Raw genomic sequence first — 20,931 nt, 5'->3', positions numbered from 1 at the left:
TCTGTTTCGCCAGACCCGGGGTCGAGCCGATCTACCCTGGGAGATCATCCTGAGGACGCCCGACCCATGAAGGAAGATACCCCGCTGCTGCCCGTGGAGGATGCCCGTGCCCGCACGCTTGCCCTGGTCTCCCCGCTGCCCCCCGAGTGGGTCCGGCTGGAGGAGGCGCTCGGGCGCGCCCTGGCCGAGGACGTGCGTGCCCAGCGGACCCTGCCGCCCTGGGACAACTCGGCCATGGATGGCTTCGCGGTGCGCAGCGCCGATCTGTCGGCCCCCCTGCCCGTCCGCCTCCAGGTGAAGGAGACGATCTACGCCGGCCAGACGCCCCGCCAGGAGGTCCAACCGGGCACGTGTGCGCGGATCATGACAGGAGCCCCCCTGCCGTCGGGAGCGGACGCGGTGGTGATGCGCGAGCGGACGCGGCTGGCACCCGGAGGGGACACGGTGGAGATCCTCGAGGCGGTGGGGCCGGGCCACTTCGTCCGCCCCCGAGGCGAGGATGCACGAGAGGGCGAGGTGCTGCTGCCCCGGGGCACGCCGCTGGGGATTCCGGAGCTGGGGCTGCTGGTGGGCCAGGGGATGCTGACGGCGCCGGTGCCGCGCCGGCCGCGGGTGGCCATCCTCTCTACCGGCGATGAGCTGTGCCGCGCGGACGCGCCCGCCGAGGGCCGCATCGTGGACGCCAACGCCCCGGCACTCTCCCTGGCCGTGCTGCGAGCGGGCGGAGTGCCCTCGGTGCTCGGCATCGCGCGGGACACGCTGGAGGACGTGTACCAGCACCTCGTGGCCGCCGGGGGATTTGACCTGGTGCTGACGAGCGCGGGCATGTCCGTGGGCGAGCACGACTTCGTGCGCGAGGCGATGGGGAAGCTGGGGGTGGAGCAGGACTTCTGGCGCGTGGCCATCAAGCCGGGCAAGCCGCTGGCGGTGGGCCGCAAGGGAAGCACCGTCTACATCGGGCTGCCGGGCAACCCCACCTCCTCGCTCGTCACCTTCGAGCTGTTCGTCCGCCCGGCGCTGCGCCGCATGCTGGGACACTCGGACGTGGAGCCGCCACGCGTGTCCGGCAGGCTGACGGGCGAGCTGAAGAAGCCCGAGGGGCTCGCCCACTATGTCCGGGTGACGGCTACCTGGCAGGAGGGCGAGCTGTGGGCGCGGCCCCTGTCCACCCAGACGTCGGGGGCACTGCGCTCCGCGGCCTCGGCCACCCACCTGCTTCACTTCCCGCGCTCGTCCAGTAGGCTAGCTACTGGTGACAAGGTGGAACTGCTACCTCTGTCCTGGGGGGCATGAGGAACGAACTGCCTGGGTTTGCATCCAACCTTGTGCCTCCAAGTGTTGTGCGGGAGAAAGGGTCATCATGTCCGAGTCGCGTACACCTCAGGTTCTTCCGACCCGCAAGAGCACTTCCCTGCTGGAGAAGTTCTCGGAAGCGGATGTGCCCACTGGACGAGGCGTGCTGCGCACGGTCGTCTTCCGCGAGAAGCGCAACGGGCGGGAGCACGTGGCGCTGGTGGTGGGCGAGGTGCAGGGGTTGGAGGGCGTGCCGGTCCGGGTGCACTCCGAGTGTCTGACCAGCGAGGTGTTCGGCAGCCTGAAGTGCGACTGCCGGGAGCAGCTGGACCGGGCGCTGGACTTCGTCACCCAGAATGGGTGCGGGGTGGTGCTCTACCTGCGCCAGGAGGGCCGGGGCATCGGCCTGGGCAACAAGATCAAGGCCTACGCCCTGCAGGCCGAGGGGCTGGACACCTACGAGGCCAACCGGAAGCTCGGCTTCCCGGACGATCTGCGCAGCTACGACATCGCCGCGGAGATGTTGAGGCTGCTGGGGGTGCGGTCCGTGGACCTCATCACCAACAATCCGCTGAAAATTGCAGGCCTGGTGGAAGAGGGAATTCCCGTACGACGACGCATTCCCTCGCGTACGGAGCATAATCCGCATAACGTCGGCTACCTGAGGACGAAGCGCGAGCGGACGGGGCACCTGATTGAGCTCTTCGCCGAGGACGACGACGACACGGAAGCGAAGGTTGGCTGAGAACGAACGAGAGGGAACGCCCGCCGAGGCGCGCGTCCCGTTCCATGTGCGTTTCTGGGGAGTGCGCGGCTCGATCCCTGTACCGGGGCCGAAGACGCAGCGCTATGGGGGCAATACGCCTTGCGTCGAGATGCGATGCGGGGATGAGCTGCTCATCTTCGACCTGGGTACGGGCGTGCGCGAGCTGGGGTGGGAGCTGTTGGCGGCGGGGGGACCCACGCGTGCCTCCATCTTCCTCTCGCACTACCACTACGATCACCTGCAGGGGCTGCCGTTCTTCACGCCCATCTTCATCCCGAGGTTCGCCTTCACGGTGTACGGCGCGCCGCGAGGCAGCCACTCGGTGAAGGAGGTGCTGTCGGGACAGATGGTGCAGCCCTATTTCCCGGTGACGGCCGAGGACACCTTCAAGGCGCAGATGGCCTACAAGAACCTGGAAGCGGGCCAGCAGATAGAGCTGGGCCCGGCGAGGATCCTCACGATGGACCTGAACCATCCGGGAGGCAATCTGGGCTACCGGGTGGAGTGCGACGGCAGGTCGGTGGTGTACGCGACGGACGTGGAGCACGGCTGCGAGAAGGACAAGGACCTCGTGGAGTTCGCGAGGGACGCGGACATGCTCATCATCGACGCGATGTACACCGAGGATGAGTACCGGGGCCGCAAGGGCTCGGCGAAGATCGGCTGGGGTCACTCGACGTGGGAGTCGGCCGTGGAGACGGCCAACGCGTCGAACGTGAAGCAGCTGGTGCTCTTCCACCACGAGACCACGCGCGACGACGCGGCGATGGACAGGTTCGTCGAGGAGGTGCGTAAGCACCGGCCGGAGACGATCGCCGCCGTGGAGCAGGAGATCCTGAAGCTGTAGTTCAGGCTGTAGTCCCCTGCCCCTCCTCCCCTCGCCCCACTACTCCCTCTCCCTCTGGGAGAGGGTCGGGGTGAGGGTTTACGGAGTCACTCCGCGAGCACCCGGATGGCGCGCTGGACGCCCTCGCGGAGGCCGCGGAACGGGAGCCGGGCGAGCGCCGTAGGAACATCCACCCACTCATAAGCATCGTGCTCGTCACCGAGCCGCACCTCGAACTCCGCGGTGCACCGGGCCGCGAAGCCGTTCTCCTCGACGAGCCGTGGAGGCACCACGCTGCCGACAGCGAAGGCGTGGCGGTACTCCAGATCGACCACATCGGTGCGCAGCCCGGTCTCCTCGAACAGCTCGCGGGCGGCGGCGTCGCGGGGCTGCTCTCCCGGCTCCAAGCGGCCGGTGACGATCTGCCAGAAGCCACCGCGCTCGGGGCGCCGGCGCAGCAGCAGCACCCGGGCATCAGCTCCCTTCCCCCGCACCAGCGTGACGCTCACGGTGCGCGTGGGTGGCGCAGGCTCGACACGCTGGAGCTCGAAGACATCGGCGAAGTGCCGGGCGATCTTCTCCTCGACCTCGGCCATGGGCACGGAGCGGCCGAGCTCCTTCTGCAGCGAGGTGACACCGGCCTCGCGGATGCCGCAGGGGACGATGAGGTTGAAGTGCGGCAGGTGCGTGTTGATGTTGAGCGCGAAGCCGTGACTGGTGAGCCAGCGAGCGAGGTGGACGCCGATGGCGCCGATCTTCCGCGCATCAGGCGAGTCCTCCTGGCCGATCCACACTCCGGGCCACTTGGGGATGGTGCCCGAGGTGACGCCGTACTCGGCGAGGGTGCGGATGACGCACTGCTCGACATCGCGCACATAGCGGCGCACGTCCTGACGGCCCTCGGGGAGCAGGAAGATGGGGTAGCCCACGAGCTGGCCGGGCCCGTGGTAGGTGACATCGCCACCGCGATCCGTCTCGAAGGTCTCCACACCTTCAGCGGCGAGGCTCTCGTCACTGGCGACGATGTTGAAGCGCTTGGCAGCGCGGCCGAGGGTGAGCACAGGCGGGTGCTCGAGCAGCAACAGCACGTCTCCGCAGAGGCCCTGGCGGCGGGTCTCGCCGAAGAGCTTCATGAGTTGGAGACCATCCTCGTATTCAACCCGGCCGAGCCGGTACACCGTCAGCGTCTTCACGACGATCCCTTCCGCCGGCCACGGCGGGCCGGCTTCGCCTTCCCCTTCTTCTTCACCTCCAGGCGCCAGGAGCCGGGAGGCACCCGGGCCAGGAGGGCTTGCAGCTCATGCCCGGAGCGCGGCGAGCGGGCGGCCTCAGTGGCGAGGGCGGTGAGCACCTCGTCGGAGAGCCGGTAGTCCTCGCGCGATGCAAGCTGGCGCCGAGCGATCTCGACCAGGTCCTCGACGCTCGGAGCGCTAAACGCGACGAGCATCTGCACCTGCTCCAACAGGACGACGGGCAGCGTGCCCCGCACGGCCTCGGAGAGCGCGGCGGTGCTGGGGATGGGCACACGGCCGGAGTCCGAGACGAGCACAAGCCCCGAAGCCACCAGACCGCCCCGGGCCGTCATCAGCACCGTGCACGCAGGGTGACGGACGAGGAAGGTACTCAGAGCGGCTTGCTCGGCGGGAGGGAGGCGGTCCACGTCCTCCACGAGGAGCACGGAGTCCACCGGAGCGCGGTCGAGCGAATCGGGAGTCACGATCACTCCCCTTCCCTGCTCCACGAAGCCCCGCATCCACGTGCTCTTTCCGGCGCCCTCGGGCCCGAGCAGCAGCACGCGGCGAACACCCGCCTCCAGGCCGCGCTCGAGAGCCTCGCGGGCAAGTGCCTGCCCCACCAGCTCAACAGACACGGGCCGAGGAGGTGCGGAGGCCGAACCACGCGAGGCCGGAGCCACGGCCGCCACGCCTCCGAGCAGCGCACCCGACTCCCCGATACACGCCGAGCAGATGAACGCACCCGAGGGACCGGCAACGAGCGCGCCCACCTCGGAGCGAGGCCGGCAGCAGAAGGAGCACCAGGCGTCGAGGGACGGATCAGCCCGAGTGGGCCCCCGCTCGATGAAAGCCCCTTCTCCCTCCGCAGCAACCCCCTCTCCCTTTGGGAGAGGGCCGGGGTGAGGGTCTTCCTTCCGAGCCTCCGTGACCGGAGGAGCCTTCTCCTCCTTGCCGGGGACCGGCACACCGAGCACAGCGGAGCGCATCACCTCGACGGCGAGGGCCACGGGACGTGTCCGGCGATCCATGGACAGCTCGGCCTCGCGCAGGGCCTCCTGGAGGGAAGAGCTGGTGTCCTCCTCGAGGACGAACACCCCGGGCTCGGGCGCTTCATCGGGCTCGGGGGCGGAGGGAGGCGGCGGCGGTTCCTCCCGCTCCAGCAGGCGGAGCTCCTCCTCCACCTCCTTGCGGGAGGGATCCAACCGGAGGATGTAGCGCAGGAGCTGCTCGGCGCGGGGCTTGTTGCCCGAGCGCCGGCAGAGGTCGACGGCGAGCCGGAGCAGCTCGATGGCGCGGGGCTTGTCACCACCGAGCTCCGCGGCCTGGGCCGCGCGGATGACGTCGCGAACGTTCTCGGCCATGGGGAAGCGTAACCTCCTCGAAGGACGGGAGCGCGGTTGCGCGAGCGCTCCCGGCGAGGCACGCGCCCCCGGCAGACGGCCCGGCCGTCAGGCCATGGCCAGGAACAGCATGTCCGGGTGCTCCAGGTACTTGATGACCTCGTACACGAAGTCAGCGGCGACCTGACCATCGATGACGCGGTGATCGGCGGAGATAGAGACGTTCATCATCTCGCGCACGACGATCTGACCGTTGTTGTCCACCACGGGACGCTTGCGCATGCGGTGGATGCCCATGATGGCCACCTCGGGGTGGTTGATGATGGGCGTTGCGAAGATGCCGCCGGTCTGGCCGAGCGAGGTGATGGTGAAGGAGCCCCCGGTGAGCTCGTCCATCTTCAGCTTGCGATCCCTCGCGGCGGTGCTGAGGCGAACGACCTCCTCGGCCATCTCGCGCAGGGAGAGACGGTCCGCGTTCTTGATGACGGGAACGGTGAGCCCCTCGCCGGTGGCCACGGCGATGCCGATGTTGAACTCGCCGCGCACGACGAGCTCCTGGGCGGCCTCGTCCATGTTGGCGTTGAGGTGCGGGTACTTCTTCATCGCGGCGATCGTGGCCTTGATGATGAAGGGCAGGAAGGACAGCTTTGCCTTCTCGCCAGCGGCGGCCAGGGTGTCGTTGAGGCGCTTGCGCAGAGCGACGAGCTCAGTGCAGTCCACCTCCTCGACGAAGCCGAAGTGAGGCGCGGTGAACTTCGAGCGCACCATCTTCTCGGCGATCTTCTTGCGCAGGCCACGCAGGGGGATGCGCTCGTCACCGCGGCCCGGGGCCACGGAGGGCGCGGCCGGACGGGCCTGAGCGGGAGCGGCGGCGGGAGCCACCTCATTGCGGGCGGAGTGACCACCCTCGAGGGCCGCCACCACGTCCGCCTTCATCACGCGACCCTGCGGACCGGAGCCGGAGATCTCCGCGAGGTTCAGCCCGTGCTCAGCGGCCATGCGGCGAGTGAGCGGAGTGGCGAGCACCTTGGAGGCGGCCTGCGGACCCGTGGCCTGAGCAGCCGTGGCCGCAGGAGCGGCAGCAGCACCATGAGCGGCGGGAGCCCCGTGACCCGAGGCCTGAACCGGAGCGGCGCCCTCGATCTCCATCGTGACCAGGATCTGATGGACCTTGGCCATGTCGCCTTCGTTGCCGTGCGTCTGCACGACACGGCCGGCCTTGGGGCTGGGCACGGTCACGGTGGCCTTGTCCGTCATCACCTCGGCGAGCGTCTGGTCCTGCTTGACGACGTCGCCGGGCTTGACGTGCCACTTGACCAGCTCGCCCTCCTGCACGCCTTCGCCAAGATCGGGCAGCTTGAACTCGAAGATCGCCATTCGCGGGGGTCCGTTTCGGAGTGAGGGTGTTGAGAAAGCGTCAGGTGTTGCCGGCGAGACCCAGGCGCTCACGCTCCATGAGGCCCTTCATGAAGAACTCGGCGGCGCGGTAGCTGGAGCGCACGAGCGGTCCGGAGGCGACGTAGAGGAAGCCGTAGGACTCGGCGAGCGTCTTGTAGTCCGCGAACTGCTGCGGGGTGACGAAGCGCTCCACCCGCAGGTGGTACTGGGAAGGCTGGAGGTACTGGCCCAACGTGAGCACGTCCACGCCCACGGCGCGCAGGTCCTTGAAGGTCTGCTCCAGCTCGGCGTCCGTCTCGCCCAGACCGACCATGATAGAGGTCTTGGTGTAGAGCTTCTCCGGACGCTGCTTGAGGTACTCGAGCACCTTGAGGGACTGGCGGTAGGTGGCGCGGCGATCACGCACGGTGGGCGTGAGGCGCTCCACCGTCTCCACGTTGTGGGCCACCACATGCGGGCGGGCCTCGGCCACGGTGGCCAGGTCGCGCTCCACACCCTTGAAGTCGGGGATGAGCACCTCGACGATCGTCTTGGGCGAGTGCTGGCGCAGCTCGCGGATGGCCGAGGCGAAGTGGCTGGCGCCTCCATCCGGCCGGTCATCGCGGTTGACGGAGGTGACCACGATGTACTCGAGGTCCATCTCCTTGACGGCCTGGGCCAGATGGATGGGCTCCATCGGATCCAACGGAGGGGGCGCGCCCACCTTCACGTGGCAGAAGCGGCAGGCGCGGGTGCACACCTCTCCCATGAGCATCACCGTGGCGGTGCCACCGCCCCAGCACTCGGCGATGTTGGGGCAACGGGCCTCCTCGCACACCGTGGACAGCTTCGTGCGACGCACGATGGATTTGACCCGCTCGTACCCATCACCGCTCGGGAGACGCACCTTCAACCACTCCGGCTTGCGGGTGGATTCAGATACCTGCGGCAGGGGGAAACGATCAGGAGTTGCCATGGGTCGCGGGCCTTCTACGGTTGGGGCGAAAGCAGGGTCAAGGGGGAAGCCTTGACGCGAGGCGTTAGCTTCCTCGAAGTCTCGCATGTTGTAACGACTCAATCGGGAGCGGGCAGTAAAGGGGCGAAAGAAGAGGCTCGGCCTGCTCGCGAAGGCCGTAAGCGCAGCTTGCTCGAAGGATGAGCGGACGACTCACCAGGCGGCAGTCCGCCTGGGACAGCGGGAGTGCCCATGCTTGAGGCATGAGGGCCATCCACCTGGGGACGAGCGGCTACGTCTACAAGCACTGGAAGGGACTCTTCTACCCAGCCGGGCTGCCAACCCGTCGCTGGCTCCCCTACTACGCGCAGGTCTTCGCCACGGTGGAGCTCAACGCCCCCTTCTACCGGCTGCCCACGGCGGACGCGGTGGACGGCTGGCGGGAGCAGACCCCGAAGGGCTTCCGGTTCGCGTGCAAAGGCAGCCGTTTCCTCACGCACATGAAGCGTCTAACGGACGTGGGCGAGGGCCTGGAGCGCTACTTCAGCGTCATCCTGCGCCTGGGACCCAAGCTGGGCCCGGTGCTGTGGCAGCTACCGCCGCACATGAAGAAACCGGATCCAGAACGGCTGGATCGCTTCCTGGCCGCACTGCCTCGAGGCCTCCAGTACGTCGTCGAGTTCCGCGACGCGGCCTGGTACCACGAGGAGGTGCTAGAGGTGCTGGAGCGCCGGGGATCAGCCGTGTGCGAACACGACCTGGTGCCGGTGCCACCACCGCGACTCACGGGAGGCTTCCGTTACGTGCGCTTCCACGGGGCGGGCTCGCGCTACGCGGGGCGCTATGGCCGCGAGGCGCTGTGGCCGGTGGCATGCGACCTCGACAAGTGGAGACGCAAGGGGCGAACGGCCTGGGTCTACTTCAACAACGATCTCCATGGGCACGCGCTGCTGGACGCGTTCGATCTATCGGAGCTGCTGGGCCACGTGCCAGTGCACCCACCACCGGACATGCGAAGGCCGTCCGAGACAGAAGAGTCTCGAACGGCCTGAGAACAACCCAACGCCCTACTGTGTATGCCCCCTCTCCCTCTGGGAGAGGGCTGGGGTGAGGGTCTACCCGGAAGCCCGGAGACTCAGATGTGGATCGGGTGACCCAGCGTGGCCTCGGCGCCTTCCTTGATGATCTCGGAGAGCGTCGGGTGGGCGTGCATGGTGTGAGCGAGCTCCTCGGTGGTGATCTCCAGGCGCATGGCGACGCAGGCCTCGGCGAGGAGCTCGGTGGCGTGGGGGCCCACGAGGTGGACGCCGAGCACCTCGTCATACTTCTTGTCGGAGACGACCTTGATCATGCCGAAGGCCTCGTTGGAGATGGAGGCCTTGGTGACGGCGGAGAACGGGAAGATGGCGGCCTTGACGTCGTAGCCGCGCTCCTTGGCCTTCTTCTCGGTGAGACCGACCGAGGCCACCTCGGGGTAGCAGTAGGTGGCGGACGGGGTGAGGTCGTAGTTGATGGGCGCGGGGTTCTTGCCGGCGATGTGCTCGACGGCGAGGACGCACTCGGCGCTGGCCACGTGGGCGAGCATCGGCGTGGGGATCACGTCACCGATCGCGTACACGTTCGGCTCGGTGGTGCGCATCATGTTGTCCGTCTTGATGAAGCCACGGTCGGGCTTGATGGACGTGAGCTGGAGCCCGATGTCCTCGCTGACGGGGGCGCGGCCCACGGCGGACAGGACGTACTCGGCCTCGATGGTGCGCGTCTCGTTGCCCACGGTCATGGTGAGCTTCGCACCGGTGGCGGTGGTCTCGACCTTCTCCACCTTGGCGCCGGTGTGCAGATCGATCTTCCGGCGCTTGAAGTGCTTCTCCAGCTCCTTCGAGCAGTCGATGTCCTCGATGGGGAGCAGGTTGGGCATGTACTCCACGATGGAGACCTGGCTGCCCATGTGGTTGAAGACGGAGGCGAACTCGCAGCCCACCGCGCCCGCGCCGATGACGATCAGGCTCTTGGGGATGCGGTCGAGCTCCAGGATGGAGTCGCTGTTGAGGACGCGCTTGTGGTCCACCGGAACATTGGGCAGCGACTTGGGCACCGAGCCCGTGGCGATGATGATGTTCTTGGTGTCCAGCGTCTGCTTGGAACCACCCTCGAGGGCGACCTCGACCTTGCCCTTGCCGGCAATGCGGCCGTGGCCCTTGATGACGGTGATCTTGTTCTTCTTCATCAGGTAGTCGATGCCGTTGGCACCCTTGGTGACCACCTTCTGCTTGTGCTCCTGGACCTTGGCCCAGTTGACCACCGGAGCCGGAACCTCGATACCGAAGTCCGCCGCCTCACGGATGTGGTGCAGGAGGGCCGCGGACCACAGGAGCGACTTGGTGGGGATGCAGCCGCGATGGAGGCAGGTGCCACCCAGGCGCTTGTCCTTCTCGATAATGGCCGTCTTCAGCCCCAGCTGCGCGGCCCGGATCGCACCGACATACCCGCCGGGGCCCGAACCGATGATCACCACGTCGAAAGTCTCAGCCACAAACGCCTCCGGAGTGGATGTACCCGAGCGGCGCTGATAACCACCCATCCCGGCCGGAATCAAGGAGTTTGCAATCGTGCGACGCTTCCCGCTCCGAACCCTGCTGCTGATGACCCTGGCCCTGGCGGCCTTCGTGCGCCTGTATTTCGTGACCCATTCGTCCGGGCGCCGGGTCGAGCGCCCCACGCCAGCACCGGCCCCCGCGAGCGACCAGGCCTGCCGCACTCTGGAGCGAACCCTGGAAGGAGCGGTGCGAGCCCCCGAGAACCCCGCCGCTCTCACGAGGGCCCGGCAACAGCTCGGTGCCTGCCCCGAGCTCCCAGTGCGCGCCTGTGAGGTCGGTCCGGCCCTGGATGCCCGCGCCCAGCTCGAGGCGGGAGCGGCACCCCTGCGGGAGCTGCTGGAAGCACTGTGTCAACGCTGCCCGGCCGGGGCCAACCCGTGTGCGAGCCATGTCACACGCGCGGTGATGGGACGAGGCACGGGGGGAACGGGGCGCCCGGCGGACCCCGCCGACCTGCGCTGGTACCTGGAGCACGCCGGACCGGGGACTCCGGACGCCTGTGCCGAGGTGGTGCGCTCATTGCTGGCCCCCGCGGCGCTGACCCGGGACACCCTCACGGACGTCCAGAAGGAGACCCTTGGGCAGCTCGCGCCGACGTGCGCGCGTGCGGGCCAGCTCCCGACGAACGTGCTGCATGCGGCCGTGGTGCGAGGCGGCGTGCCGGCCTTGACGCAGCTCGTTCAGGAGAAGCCGGCTGGGGAGAGCGCCGTGCTGAAATCGGACCGCACCGTGGGTGCCCAGAACGGAGAGAAGGCCTTCGACGGGCAGGAGACCACGAGCGTGGCGCTCACGGCGACGCCCCAGGCGCAGCGCTGGGAGAAGGACGGCGCACTGAGCGCGGTATTCGAGCCGCCCGTGCGCAAGCTCTCGGCCCTGCGGGTCCGCGGCACGGGTCCGGGCACGTTGCGCGCGGTCGTGCGCACCCTGGAGGGCCTGGGGAGGAACGATCCGGACACGAAGACAAGCTTCGTGGATCCGGTGGCGTGCCGCTTCAAGGGCACCGGCCAGTGGGAGACCTGCACGCTGCCGGTGCCGCTGCTGGACGTGGAGGCGCTCAGTGTGTTTCCGGACAAAGGCAAGCTCACGTTGAATGAAGTGGAGGCACGCGGAACGCGGTGAGCGGTGCGGCATCGAAGGGGCCGCTATGCGAATCCATCTGATCGCCGTGCTCCTGATGACCACTCCGGCCCTGGCCCAGAGCCCGCTGAAGGCGCTCGTCGCCGAATACGAGACGGGACCGGCCTACATCTTCCAGAACGACGGGCGCTACGGCCCGACCGGCACGGACTACGAGGCCGACGACATCAACCAGAAGGACAATCTGTACCGCAGCCAACGGATCGCGCTCGAGGCACGGCTGGGCGAGCGGCACGGCATCATCCTGCTGTACGCACCGTTCGACATCACCACGCGGGCGACGCTCGCGAAGGACATCGACTTCCGGGGTACTGTGTTCCCCACGGGCATGGTGGTGGACAGCCGCTATCTCTTCGATGGGTACCGGGCCAGCTATCTGTACCGGCTCGTCAACGGCGAGCGCTTCAGCTGGGACATCGGGGCGAGCGTGCAGATCCGCAACGCGCTGGTGAACTTCAGCGCGGTGGACGGTACGCGCTACGCGAAGGAGAGCGACATCGGCGTGGTGGGAGCGCTGAAGACGCGGCTGCGCTACGAGCTGCCGTCGCGGGTATGGGCGGGGCTGGAGGCGGACGCGCTGTCCACCTTCGGGCTGCTGGGGAACACGACGGGAGGCATCTACGACGTGGCGCTGACGCTGGGCGTGCCGCTGAACTCGAACGGAGACGTGAACGCCTACGCGCGGCTGCGGCTGCTCGGGGGTGGCGCGGACGTGAAACAGCGAAACATCTACAACTGGGGCAACTTCGGCTTCGCGGTCCTGGGATTGCAGGCAGACCTGGTATCGCTGGCCGGACGCGGGCTCCCCAAGCCGTAGCCGTGGAATCCCCTCTCCCCCTGGGAGAGGGCTAGGGTGAGGGTCTTCCCATCCAGGAGACCCCATGCTCTCTCTGTGCATCTGCGCGCTGCTCGCCGCCGCTCCCCCGCCGCCCGTGGAACTGAAAGCCGGCGCAGCCGAGCCCGGTGACGAGGTCATCTTGCACGTCTCCGGGCTCGCGGCTCCCGCACACGAGAAGGCGGGCCTCTACCTCTTCGGCAAGCTCTCCGTGCCCTCGCACCCACTGCGCGCCCTGCTGCTGCGCAGCACAGACGGTGGAGCTCACTGGACCGAGGTCCTGCCCGACGTGGAGCACAGCGAGGTGCTCTTCGTGGAGTTCGAGGGCTGCCAGGGCCGCGCGCTGGTGGGGTGGAGCACGGAAGGCCCGGGGGAGCTCAAGCTGCTCGCGAGCTCGGACTGTGGGGCGACGTGGAAACGCCGGAGCACGCTGCCCAAGGCGGTCTGGTCCGAGTGGCCGGAACAGATGGAGTGGACGGACGGCCAGCGGGGCACGGTGTGGCTATCGGACGCAAACGAAGAGAACGCCCCGGTCCGAGCGATCACCACTCGTGACGGAGGCAAGACCTGGAGTACGCCGAAGCAGCCGCCCCGCCAGCCCCCCTCGGCGACGGCGAGCGAGTCCCTAGGCCCCACCGGGGTGCGTTGGAAGGTGTCTTCGGACGAACAAGGCACGAAGGTGGAACGACAGGAACCCGAGGGCGCCACCCAGGTGCGAGCCCTGCTGCCGGTCGCCTGGCGGCGTGAGGGGAACAAGCTCGTCCCCGCGCGTTGAGCCGCGGATGGTGCCCCTTCCCGTTGCTGGCAGGGATAGCATGCAGGCGTCCCATGGAAACGACTGCTCCCTCGCGCACCGTCACTGGCCGCATCGACGTCCACCCTCGTGGTTTCGGTTTCCTCGTCGTTCACCCCTCCGGCTCCGACGAGGTGCTCTCCGCGTTCATCCCGCCACCCGAGCTGAACCCGTACCTCGCTGACGACGTTGTCTCCGCGACGGTGACGGCCTCGGCCGATGGCCGTTGGAGCGCGAGCGGACTGTCCCTCCTGAAGCGTCCGCGCCAGGAGGTCTACGGCGAGGTGGTGCTGCGCAAGGGAGCGGTCCACCTGCGCATCGACCGGGACGTGGCCAATGGCGATTGGCCGCTGGAGACAGCGGGCGTCGAGGTGCAGCCCAATGACGCGGTAGTGGCGCGCATCGCCGAGGGCAAGGCCTGGCTGCTGCGCAAGCTGGAGCCGGGCGCGGACCGCTCGTTGGAGCGCATCATCGTACGCCACGGGCTGCGCCGCGACTTCGATGCGGAGGTCCTCGCCGAGGTGCAGCATGTGCTCGCCATGCCCCATGCGCTCGGGGGGCGGCGCGACCTGCGCCAGGTGCCCACCGTCACCGTGGACGCCCCGTCGACGCGAGTCATCGACGATGCCATCTCGGTGCTGCCCGCGGGCGACGGAGCCCTGCGCCTGTTCGTCTCCATCGCGGATCCCGCCGAGTTCGTCACCGAGGGCTCGGCATTGGATCGCACGGCGCGCGAGCGAGCCACCAGCGTGTACCTCGCCGGTGCCATGCTGCCTATGCTCCCCGAGGAGCTGTCGGCGAACTGGCTCAGCCTGGTGCCCGGCGAGGATCGGCTGTGCCTCACGGTGGAGCTGCGCATCGACCCAGAGGGGCGCGTCACCGCGGCAGATGTCTACGAGAGCCTCATCCGCTCGTGGGCGAAGCTCAGCTACACCGAGGTGGCGGACTACCTCGACAAGGGCGAGGTGTCCGAACCGATGGCGGCGGTGCGCGAGGCCATGCCTTGGTTCCGCGCGGCGGCGGCGCGGCTGGCGGTGTCTCGCGCCGGACGCGGCGGCATCGAGATGTCGCGCGACGAGGCCCGCTTCACCTTCGACGAGGAGACGGGCGAGGTCTCCGGCATCGAGGCCGTGCGGCCCACGACGGCACATACCCTCGTGGAGCGCTTCATGGTCGCCGCCAACGAAGCCATCGCCGGCTGGCTCATCGATCGCGGTGTCCCCTCGCTCTTCCGTGTCCAGGATGAGCCGGAGCCGCAACAAGTAGCGGATCTGGCCGCCTTCGCGCAGCACTCGGGCTTCGCCGCGGGCTTTGGCCGCAGACTCACCCCACTGGCGCTCTCCGCGTTTGATCGGCAGATCGCCGACTGTACCGCGGAACCCGCGCTGCGCTCGGTGCTACGACGCTCGCTGGGCCCCTCGCGCTACACAGTGGTCCCGGCCATGCACTTCGGTCTCGCGGCGCGCGCCTACCTCCACTTCACCTCGCCCATCCGGCGCTACGCGGACCTCTCCGTCCACCGCGCCCTCAAGCAGTACCTGCGGGGCCGGCGTGACTTCGTGCACGAGGACCCCTCCGTCGAGCAGCTCGCGGTGCACCTCAACGAGCGCTCCCGCACCGCCAGCCGCGCCGAGAAGGATCGCCACCGGGTGCTGGAGGCGCGGGTGATGGCCGGCCACGTGGGCCGGGAGTTCACGGGCCGGATTACCCGGGTGCGCCCCTCCGGTCTGCTTATCCAGCTCGACGGCATGCTGGTGGAGGCCTCCCTCCCCGCGGATGCGCTGCCCAACGGCCCTTACCAGCCCGACCCTCGTGAGACGTCCCTCGTGAGCGCCTCGCGCACCTTCACCATCGGCATGCCGCTGCGCGTGCGCGTGGCCTCCACCGACGAGCAGCACGGCCGCGTCGAGCTCGCGCTCGTCGAGTGAGCCTCTACGTTTCAGGGCCCGAGGGTGATCATGCTCGGCGAGCGCATCGAGCCCCTCCCCGCACGCCCCGCTGTGCGAGGCGCGCCAGGAGGGGAACCATAGCCCCCCACTCGAGTGGACGTCCGAGTGGGGTTGAGCACGGAGACGGATACCCTCACCCCGTCCCTCTCCCGAGGGGAGAGGGGAGATTGTCCGCTACTTCATGCGCACGGTGACGGTGTTGGTGGCGGTGTTGAGCGTGAGGAAGCCCTTCTGGAACTCGCTCTCGCGCCCGCCCGTGACGGCGTACTCGTCCTTCACCGGGTAGCCCAGCGCTCCCGTCTCCCAGCCCAGCGACTCCCACTTCGCACGGATGGGGCCATGCACCTCGTGCGCTCCCGTCGTCGACGTCCAGTAGATGCTGCCGTTCTGGAAGTGGTTGAAGCGCCCCACCCCGTCCGGCGTCTTCGTCTCGTCCGTCAGCGGGTAGCCCAGCAGCCCCGCCTCACGTCCCAGCGCAATCCACTTGGCGTTGATGTCTCCAATCACCTCGTGCGCGCCCGTCGCAGGCGTGAAGTAGATGCTGCCTCGCTCGAAGTGGTTGTAGCGGCCCACCCCGTCCGGCGTCGCCTGCTCATCCGTCGTCGGGTAGCCCAGGTAGCTCTTCTCCCACCCCAGCTGCTCCCACTTCGCCCGAATGAGGCCACGCACCTCGTGCGCTCCCGTCGCCTGCGTCCAATAGATGCTTCCGTTCTGGAAGTGGTTGTAGCGGCCCGCTCCGTCCGGCGTCTTCGTCTCCCCCGTCGTCGGGTAGCCCAGCTCGCTCCGCTCCCAGCCCAGTTGCTCCCACTTCGCGCGGATGTCCCCGTGGATCTCCCAGGCCCCCGTCGCCTCCGTCCAGTAGATGCTGCCCCGCTCGAAGTGGTTGTAGCGGCCTACTCCATCCGGCGTCGTCAGCTCGTCGGTGATGGGGTAGCCCAGGACGCTCACCTCCCAGCCCAGCTGCTCCCACTTGATGCGGATCTGCCCCATCACCACGTGCGCGCCCAGCGTCGGCGTCCAGTAGATGCTGCCTCGCTCGAAGTGGTTGAAGCGTCCCACCCCGTCCGGCGTGGACAGCTCACCAGCCTGGCACTTGCCCAGCAGCACGGGGCCGTTCACCGCGTCATACTTCGCCTTGATGTCCCCCACGATCACACAAGTGGTGCAGTTGTTGCTGGTGATGCTCCTGGAGCCGTAGCTGCCGGGATAGGGCGCGAGCGACACGCCGTTGAGGATGATGTCCTGGCCCACGCCGTTGAGCAGCTGCTCGTAGTGGACGTGCGCTCCGCTGCTCGCGCCGGTGCTCCCCGTCACGCCGATTTGCTGGCCCTGCGCCACCTGGATGCCGCTCGGCACCGAGAAGGCGGACAGGTGGAAGTAGTACGTCGTCCACCCGCCGCCGTGGTCGATCTTGATGTAGTTGCCCGCGCCGCCGGACTCGAAGTGGCGCGTGGCGTAACCCGCCGCCGAGGCGAGCTGAGGCTGGCCGTTGGTGCCCCCTCCATTCTTCACGAAGTCGAGCGCGCGCCGCACCTCGGCGCTGTGGTGGCTGTACGTCCAGGACTGCCCGCAGGGGAAGGGGGCCTGGAAGTTGGGCCGCGCCAAGGCATTGGTGAGGGTCGCCTCCTGCGTGGGCGCCTCCTGCGTGTCCGCATTCGGGGACTCGGAACCGCAGCCGGTGCCGCTCAGCAGAAACGCCAGTGACAGACCTGACAGCCACGTACGGGGATTCAGCAAGCCTTCTACTTTCATGGGGATTTCCATCCTGCGTTGGGGGGCACTGTCCGGGGGATTGCTACTTCATGCGCACGGTGACGGTGTTGGTGGCGGTGTTGAGCGTGAGGAAGCCCTTCTGGAACTCGCTCTCGCGCCCGCCGGTGACGGCGTACTCGTCCTTCACCGGATAGCCCAGCGCTCCCGTCTCCCAGCCCAGCGACTCCCACTTCGCGCGGATGGGGCCGTGCACCTCGTGCGCTCCCGTCGTCGCCGTCCAGTAGATGCTGCCGTTCTGGAAGTGGTTGAAGCGCCCCACCCCGTCTGGCGTCTTCGTCTCGTCCGTCAGCGGGTAACCCAGCAGTCCCGCCTCACGTCCCAGCGCAATCCACTTGGTGTTGATGTCTCCAATCACCTCGTGCGCGCCCGTCGCCGGCGTGAAGTAGATGCTGCCTCGCTCGAAGTGGTTGTAGCGACCCACCCCGTCCGGCGTCGCCTGCTCATCCGTCGTCGGGTAGCCCAGGTAGCTCTTCTCCCATCCCAGCTGCTCCCACTTCGCCCGGATGAGGCCACGCACCTCGTGCGCTCCCGTCGCCTGCGTCCAGTAGATGCTTCCGTTCTGGAAGTGGTTGTAGCGGCCCGCTCCGTCCGGCGTCTTCGTCTCCCCCGTCGTCGGGTAGCCCAGCTCGCTCCGCTCCCAGCCCAGTTGCTCCCACTTCGCGCGGATGTCCCCGTGGATCTCCCAGGCCCCCGTCGCCTCCATCCAGTAGATGCTGCCCCGCTCGAAGTGGTTGTAGCGGCCTACTCCATCCGGCGTCGTCAGCTCGTCGGTGAGCGGGTAGCCCAGGGCGCCGCGCTCCCAGTCCAGCTGCTCCCACTTGATGCGGATCTGCCCCATCACCACGTGGGCGCCCAGCGTCGGCGTCCAGTAGATGCTGCCGCGCTCGAAGTGGTTGAAGCGCCCCACCCCGTCCGGCGTCGACAGCTCACCGGCCTGACACGCGCCCAGCAGCACGGGCCCGTTCACCGCGTCGTACTTCGCCTTGATGTCCCCCATGATCACGCAACTGGAGCCCCAGTTGTAATCGGTCCGGTAGCGGGCGAAGACCGCCGACACGAGCGACGAACCACCCACGGTGGTCCTTCCGCATTGCATGGCATACGCGCCCACCCAGGGGGTGTACGTGTAGAGCGCGGCGGTGGCCTTGGTGGCGGGCGTCACCGTGCAGGGATCCAGCGTCTGCTTGGTGAGACCGACCTTCCACCCGCTGACCGTGGGCCTGCCCGCGTCCAGATCCCTCAAGTAATTCCGGATCTTCGCGGCACCACACTCGATCTGGTTTCCAAAGCCCGCGTAGTTCGAGCTGCAGCCACCACTGTCCGGGCAGCCGCAGCCGGTGGCCTTGGCCAGGTTGTTCGAGTTACCGCTCTGGATGAGGCCTGACTCGATCTGGATGCGCGCCAGCATGTAGAGCGGGCTGATGCCATGTGCGCGCGAGCGCTCGACGATGAGCGTGGCGGCCGTCTTGTTGCCCCACACGGGATCCCTGTACCCGGCCAGATAGGAGCCCTTCTGCTGAAGGAACCCCTGCACCTGCGCGGGAGTAATCCAGCCCCACCCAGTCAGGTCTGCATCCTCCATCAGCCGGTGCATGTCGTGAGTCCCAGCCAGATCGAGCAGGACCTCGCCGGTCAGCTCATCCACGGGACGGGGTTCTTCATCGGGGACACCGCAATGAACTGCGGTCAGGGCACACAACAGCATCCAAAGGCGTGACAAGCGCATGCGTCTTCTCGGGGGGTAAAGGAGGGGGAAACCGACGGAGGTGTGACCATGCGGCGGGAGGCGGATGGGACCTCTCCCGCCGCATGCGGACTTCGATGGCCCGATGCGGACTTCAGATGTCCGCCGGGCCTGCTACTTCATGCGCACGGTGACGGTGTTGGTGGCGGTGTTGAGCGTGAGGAAGCCCTTCTGGAACTCGCTCTCGCGCCCGCCCGTGACGGCGTACTCGTCCTTCACCGGGTAGCCCAGCGCTCCCGTCTCCCAGCCCAGCGACTCCCACTTCGCACGGATGGGGCCATGCACCTCGTGCGCTCCCGTCGTCGACGTCCAGTAGATGCTGCCGTTCTGGAAGTGGTTGAAGCGCCCCACCCCGTCCGGCGTCTTCGTCTCGTCCGTCAGCGGGTAACCCAGCAGTCCCGCCTCACGGCCCAGCGCCACCCACTTGGCGTTGATGTCTCCAATCACCTCGTGCGCGCCCGTCGCAGGCGTGAAGTAGATGCTGCCTCGCTCGAAGTGGTTGTAGCGGCCCACCCCGTCCGGCGTCGCCTGCTCATCCGTCGTCGGGTAGCCCAGGTAGCTCTTCTCCCACCCCATCTGCTCCCACTTCGCCCGGATGAGACCTCTCACCTCGTGCGCTCCCGTCGCCTGCGTCCAGTAGATGCTTCCGTTCTGGAAGTGGTTGTAGCGGCCCGCTCCGTCCGGCGTCTTCAGCTCTCCACTCGCCGGGTAGCCCAGCTCGCTCCGCTCCCAGCCCAGCTGCTTCCACTTCTCGCGGATGTCTCCGTGGATCTCCCAGGCCCCCGTCGCCTCCGTCCAGTAGATGCTGCCGCGCTCGAAGTGGTTGTAGCGGCCCACCCCGTCCGGCGTCGTCAGCTCATCGGTGAGCGGGTAGCCCAGGGCGCCGCGCTCCCAGTCCAGCTGCTCCCACTTGATGCGGATCTGCCCCATCACCACGTGGGCGCCCAGCGTCGGCGTCCAGTAGATGCTGCCGCGCTCGAAGTGGTTGAAGCGCCCCACCCCGTCCGGCGTCGACAGCTCACCGGCCTGGCACTTGCCCAGCAGCACGGGGCCGTTCACCGCGTCATACTTCGCCTTGATGTCCCCCATGATCACGCACGCCGTGCCGCAGTGCGCGTTGGCGCGATTGAGGTAGTCCGTCCAGGGCCAGTTGGCACCGGGGTCCGTGCGGTTGTACGGCTGCAGCTGGCCGTGCCCCACGATGTGGTAACGGTCGCGGGGAATCCCGTGGTCACGCGTCATGTCGCACAGCAGCCGGGCCGAGGCGTCGATCTGTCCCACCGGCCAGTTCACCGTCGACGCATACCCGCCGTGCTCGATGCCGATGGTGAAGTCGTTGGAGCTTCTCCCGTTCAGCCCGCACTCCACCCCGCTGTTGTTGCTGCACTGGTAGGTGGCACCGATATGCCAGGCCCGGCTCCCGTCGCGCACCAGCTGGCTGATCTCCCCGCCGTCCTCACGCACCACGTAGTGCGCGCTCACCCCCGAGCTGGTGTTCGTCAGCCAGCTCCAGCACCCCGAGTAGCTGCTCTCACAGGTGTGGATGACCACCATCTTCACACCCATGGGCCGGGCGTTGAAGTTGGGCGAGGGCCGCCACACGGCCGGAGCGTAGTCCGGACCCGCGAGCGCCTGGGCCTGCTGACCCAGCTCCTCCACGACCAGGCCCTGTCCACTCGCGGCCCACTCCTTCGAGAGCGTCCCCAGCCCCAGGCGAGCCACCCGGAAGACCTCGTTGTGGACGAAGCTGCGGCGGCCCTCCTCGTTCTCGATGCCGGACACCTCGGCAACTGCCGGCGCCCACTTGTCCGCCTTCGTCCGGTCCACCTGAAGCGCATCCGCGCGGCGCGACAGCAGCGCCGCCGCCGCCCGGACGTTGGAACGCGCGTCCTTCTTGACCTGCTCCACCGTGACGCCAGCCAGCTTCGCGCCCTCCTTGAGCTGCGCCCCCGAGAGAGCCATCAGCCCGTGGACCGTCGGGCGTCCCTCGAACTCCTCGGCCCCCTCCACCATCTGGTAGCGCGTCTGGACGAACGAGATGGACTTGAGGAGCGCGGGCGGCACGTTGAACTCCTGGCCCGCCTCGCGGAAGAGCGCATCGAGGGAGTCGTCCTCGCGTGCGGAGGCCTCCGTCGGCACCTTCACATCCGCCTCCACGGTGGGGACCGCGGAGGGCTGCTGCTGCTCGTTCGTGCCGCACGCCTGGGCCAAGGCCAGCGAGGCGGCGAGCACGACGATTCCTGGCTTGTTCTTCATTGATTCCTCCGGACTTCGTCACTCGCGAGTGATGGGCGGCTCCTTTCCCTCGCGG

General features: G+C 68.1%; 16 protein-coding genes. 8 read left to right on the top strand and 8 right to left on the bottom strand.

Annotated elements, in window-relative coordinates:
* Window positions 1-66 precede the first annotated feature (66 nt).
* The 3 genes from OV287_RS24195 to OV287_RS24185 all read left to right on the top strand — a co-directional run bounded on the left by OV287_RS24195 (window position 67) and on the right by OV287_RS24185 (window position 2,906).
* Window positions 67-1,293 carry a molybdopterin molybdotransferase MoeA gene (locus OV287_RS24195; protein ID WP_267536398.1) on the top strand — a complete coding sequence of 409 codons (1,227 nt, stop codon included), beginning with the start codon at window positions 67-69 and terminating at the stop codon, window positions 1,291-1,293.
* Between the two features lie 67 nt (window positions 1,294-1,360).
* On the top strand, window positions 1,361-2,038 hold the full coding sequence (gene ribA, locus OV287_RS24190) for a GTP cyclohydrolase II (protein ID WP_267536397.1): 678 nt from the start codon (window positions 1,361-1,363) through the stop codon (window positions 2,036-2,038).
* Window positions 2,031-2,906, top strand: coding sequence for an MBL fold metallo-hydrolase (locus tag OV287_RS24185; RefSeq protein ID WP_308809720.1), 876 nt, complete (start codon window positions 2,031-2,033; stop codon window positions 2,904-2,906). The genes ribA and OV287_RS24185 overlap by 8 nt, the downstream gene beginning before the upstream one ends.
* Before the next feature lie 86 nt (window positions 2,907-2,992).
* Here the strand turns inward: OV287_RS24185 and lipB are convergent, their stop codons facing one another.
* The 4 genes from lipB to lipA all read right to left on the bottom strand — a co-directional run bounded on the left by lipB (window position 2,993) and on the right by lipA (window position 7,813).
* Window positions 2,993-4,078: a lipoyl(octanoyl) transferase LipB gene (lipB, locus tag OV287_RS24180; RefSeq protein WP_267536396.1), complete on the bottom strand. Its 1,086-nt coding sequence runs from the start codon at window positions 4,076-4,078 to the stop codon at window positions 2,993-2,995.
* Complete coding sequence (locus OV287_RS24175) at window positions 4,075-5,481, bottom strand: ClpX C4-type zinc finger protein (protein ID WP_267536395.1); 1,407 nt, start codon at window positions 5,479-5,481, stop codon at window positions 4,075-4,077. Before OV287_RS24175 ends, lipB begins: the two co-directional genes overlap by 4 nt.
* Before the next feature lie 87 nt (window positions 5,482-5,568).
* Entirely contained in the window at window positions 5,569-6,837 is a 1,269-nt protein-coding gene (locus OV287_RS24170; RefSeq protein WP_267536394.1) for a dihydrolipoamide acetyltransferase family protein, read from the bottom strand.
* 40 nt (window positions 6,838-6,877) lie between these two features.
* Window positions 6,878-7,813, bottom strand: coding sequence for a lipoyl synthase (gene lipA / locus OV287_RS24165; protein WP_267536393.1), 936 nt, complete (start codon window positions 7,811-7,813; stop codon window positions 6,878-6,880).
* A gap of 242 nt (window positions 7,814-8,055) precedes the next feature.
* Between lipA and OV287_RS24160 the strand changes: the two genes are divergently transcribed.
* Entirely contained in the window at window positions 8,056-8,844 is a 789-nt protein-coding gene (locus tag OV287_RS24160; RefSeq protein ID WP_267536392.1) for a DUF72 domain-containing protein, read from the top strand.
* Window positions 8,845-8,927: 83 nt separating this feature from the next.
* On the opposite strand, the gene lpdA is transcribed toward OV287_RS24160, so the two are convergent.
* Window positions 8,928-10,325: a dihydrolipoyl dehydrogenase gene (gene lpdA, locus OV287_RS24155; RefSeq protein ID WP_267536391.1), complete on the bottom strand. Its 1,398-nt coding sequence runs from the start codon at window positions 10,323-10,325 to the stop codon at window positions 8,928-8,930.
* Between the two features lie 76 nt (window positions 10,326-10,401).
* Between lpdA and OV287_RS24150 the strand changes: the two genes are divergently transcribed.
* The 4 genes from OV287_RS24150 (at window position 10,402) to OV287_RS24135 (ending at window position 15,082) form a co-directional block, all read left to right on the top strand.
* A complete protein-coding gene (locus tag OV287_RS24150; protein WP_267536390.1) occupies window positions 10,402-11,508 on the top strand; it encodes a hypothetical protein in 1,107 nt (368 codons plus the stop codon).
* Window positions 11,509-11,533: 25 nt separating this feature from the next.
* A complete protein-coding gene (locus tag OV287_RS24145) occupies window positions 11,534-12,343 on the top strand; it encodes a hypothetical protein (RefSeq protein ID WP_267536389.1) in 810 nt (269 codons plus the stop codon).
* A gap of 64 nt (window positions 12,344-12,407) precedes the next feature.
* Window positions 12,408-13,136: a WD40/YVTN/BNR-like repeat-containing protein gene (locus OV287_RS24140; RefSeq protein ID WP_267536388.1), complete on the top strand. Its 729-nt coding sequence runs from the start codon at window positions 12,408-12,410 to the stop codon at window positions 13,134-13,136.
* Window positions 13,137-13,189: 53 nt separating this feature from the next.
* A complete protein-coding gene (locus OV287_RS24135) occupies window positions 13,190-15,082 on the top strand; it encodes a ribonuclease R family protein (protein ID WP_267536387.1) in 1,893 nt (630 codons plus the stop codon).
* A gap of 195 nt (window positions 15,083-15,277) precedes the next feature.
* On the opposite strand, the gene OV287_RS24130 is transcribed toward OV287_RS24135, so the two are convergent.
* The 3 genes from OV287_RS24130 to OV287_RS24115 form a co-directional block, all read right to left on the bottom strand.
* On the bottom strand, window positions 15,278-16,855 hold the full coding sequence (locus OV287_RS24130) for a peptidoglycan DD-metalloendopeptidase family protein (protein ID WP_267536386.1): 1,578 nt from the start codon (window positions 16,853-16,855) through the stop codon (window positions 15,278-15,280).
* Window positions 16,856-16,898: 43 nt separating this feature from the next.
* Window positions 16,899-18,521, bottom strand: coding sequence for a hypothetical protein (locus OV287_RS56220; RefSeq protein WP_308809716.1), 1,623 nt, complete (start codon window positions 18,519-18,521; stop codon window positions 16,899-16,901).
* 213 nt (window positions 18,522-18,734) lie between these two features.
* On the bottom strand, window positions 18,735-20,876 hold the full coding sequence (locus tag OV287_RS24115; protein WP_267536385.1) for an N-acetylmuramoyl-L-alanine amidase: 2,142 nt from the start codon (window positions 20,874-20,876) through the stop codon (window positions 18,735-18,737).
* Window positions 20,877-20,931: the final 55 nt, after the last annotated feature.

This window comes from Archangium lansingense (assembly GCF_026626635.1).
Taxonomy (GTDB): domain Bacteria; phylum Myxococcota; class Myxococcia; order Myxococcales; family Myxococcaceae; genus Archangium; species Archangium lansingense.
Note: the sequence above shows the minus strand (reverse complement) of the source record. Positions and strands in the feature narration are given on the sequence as shown.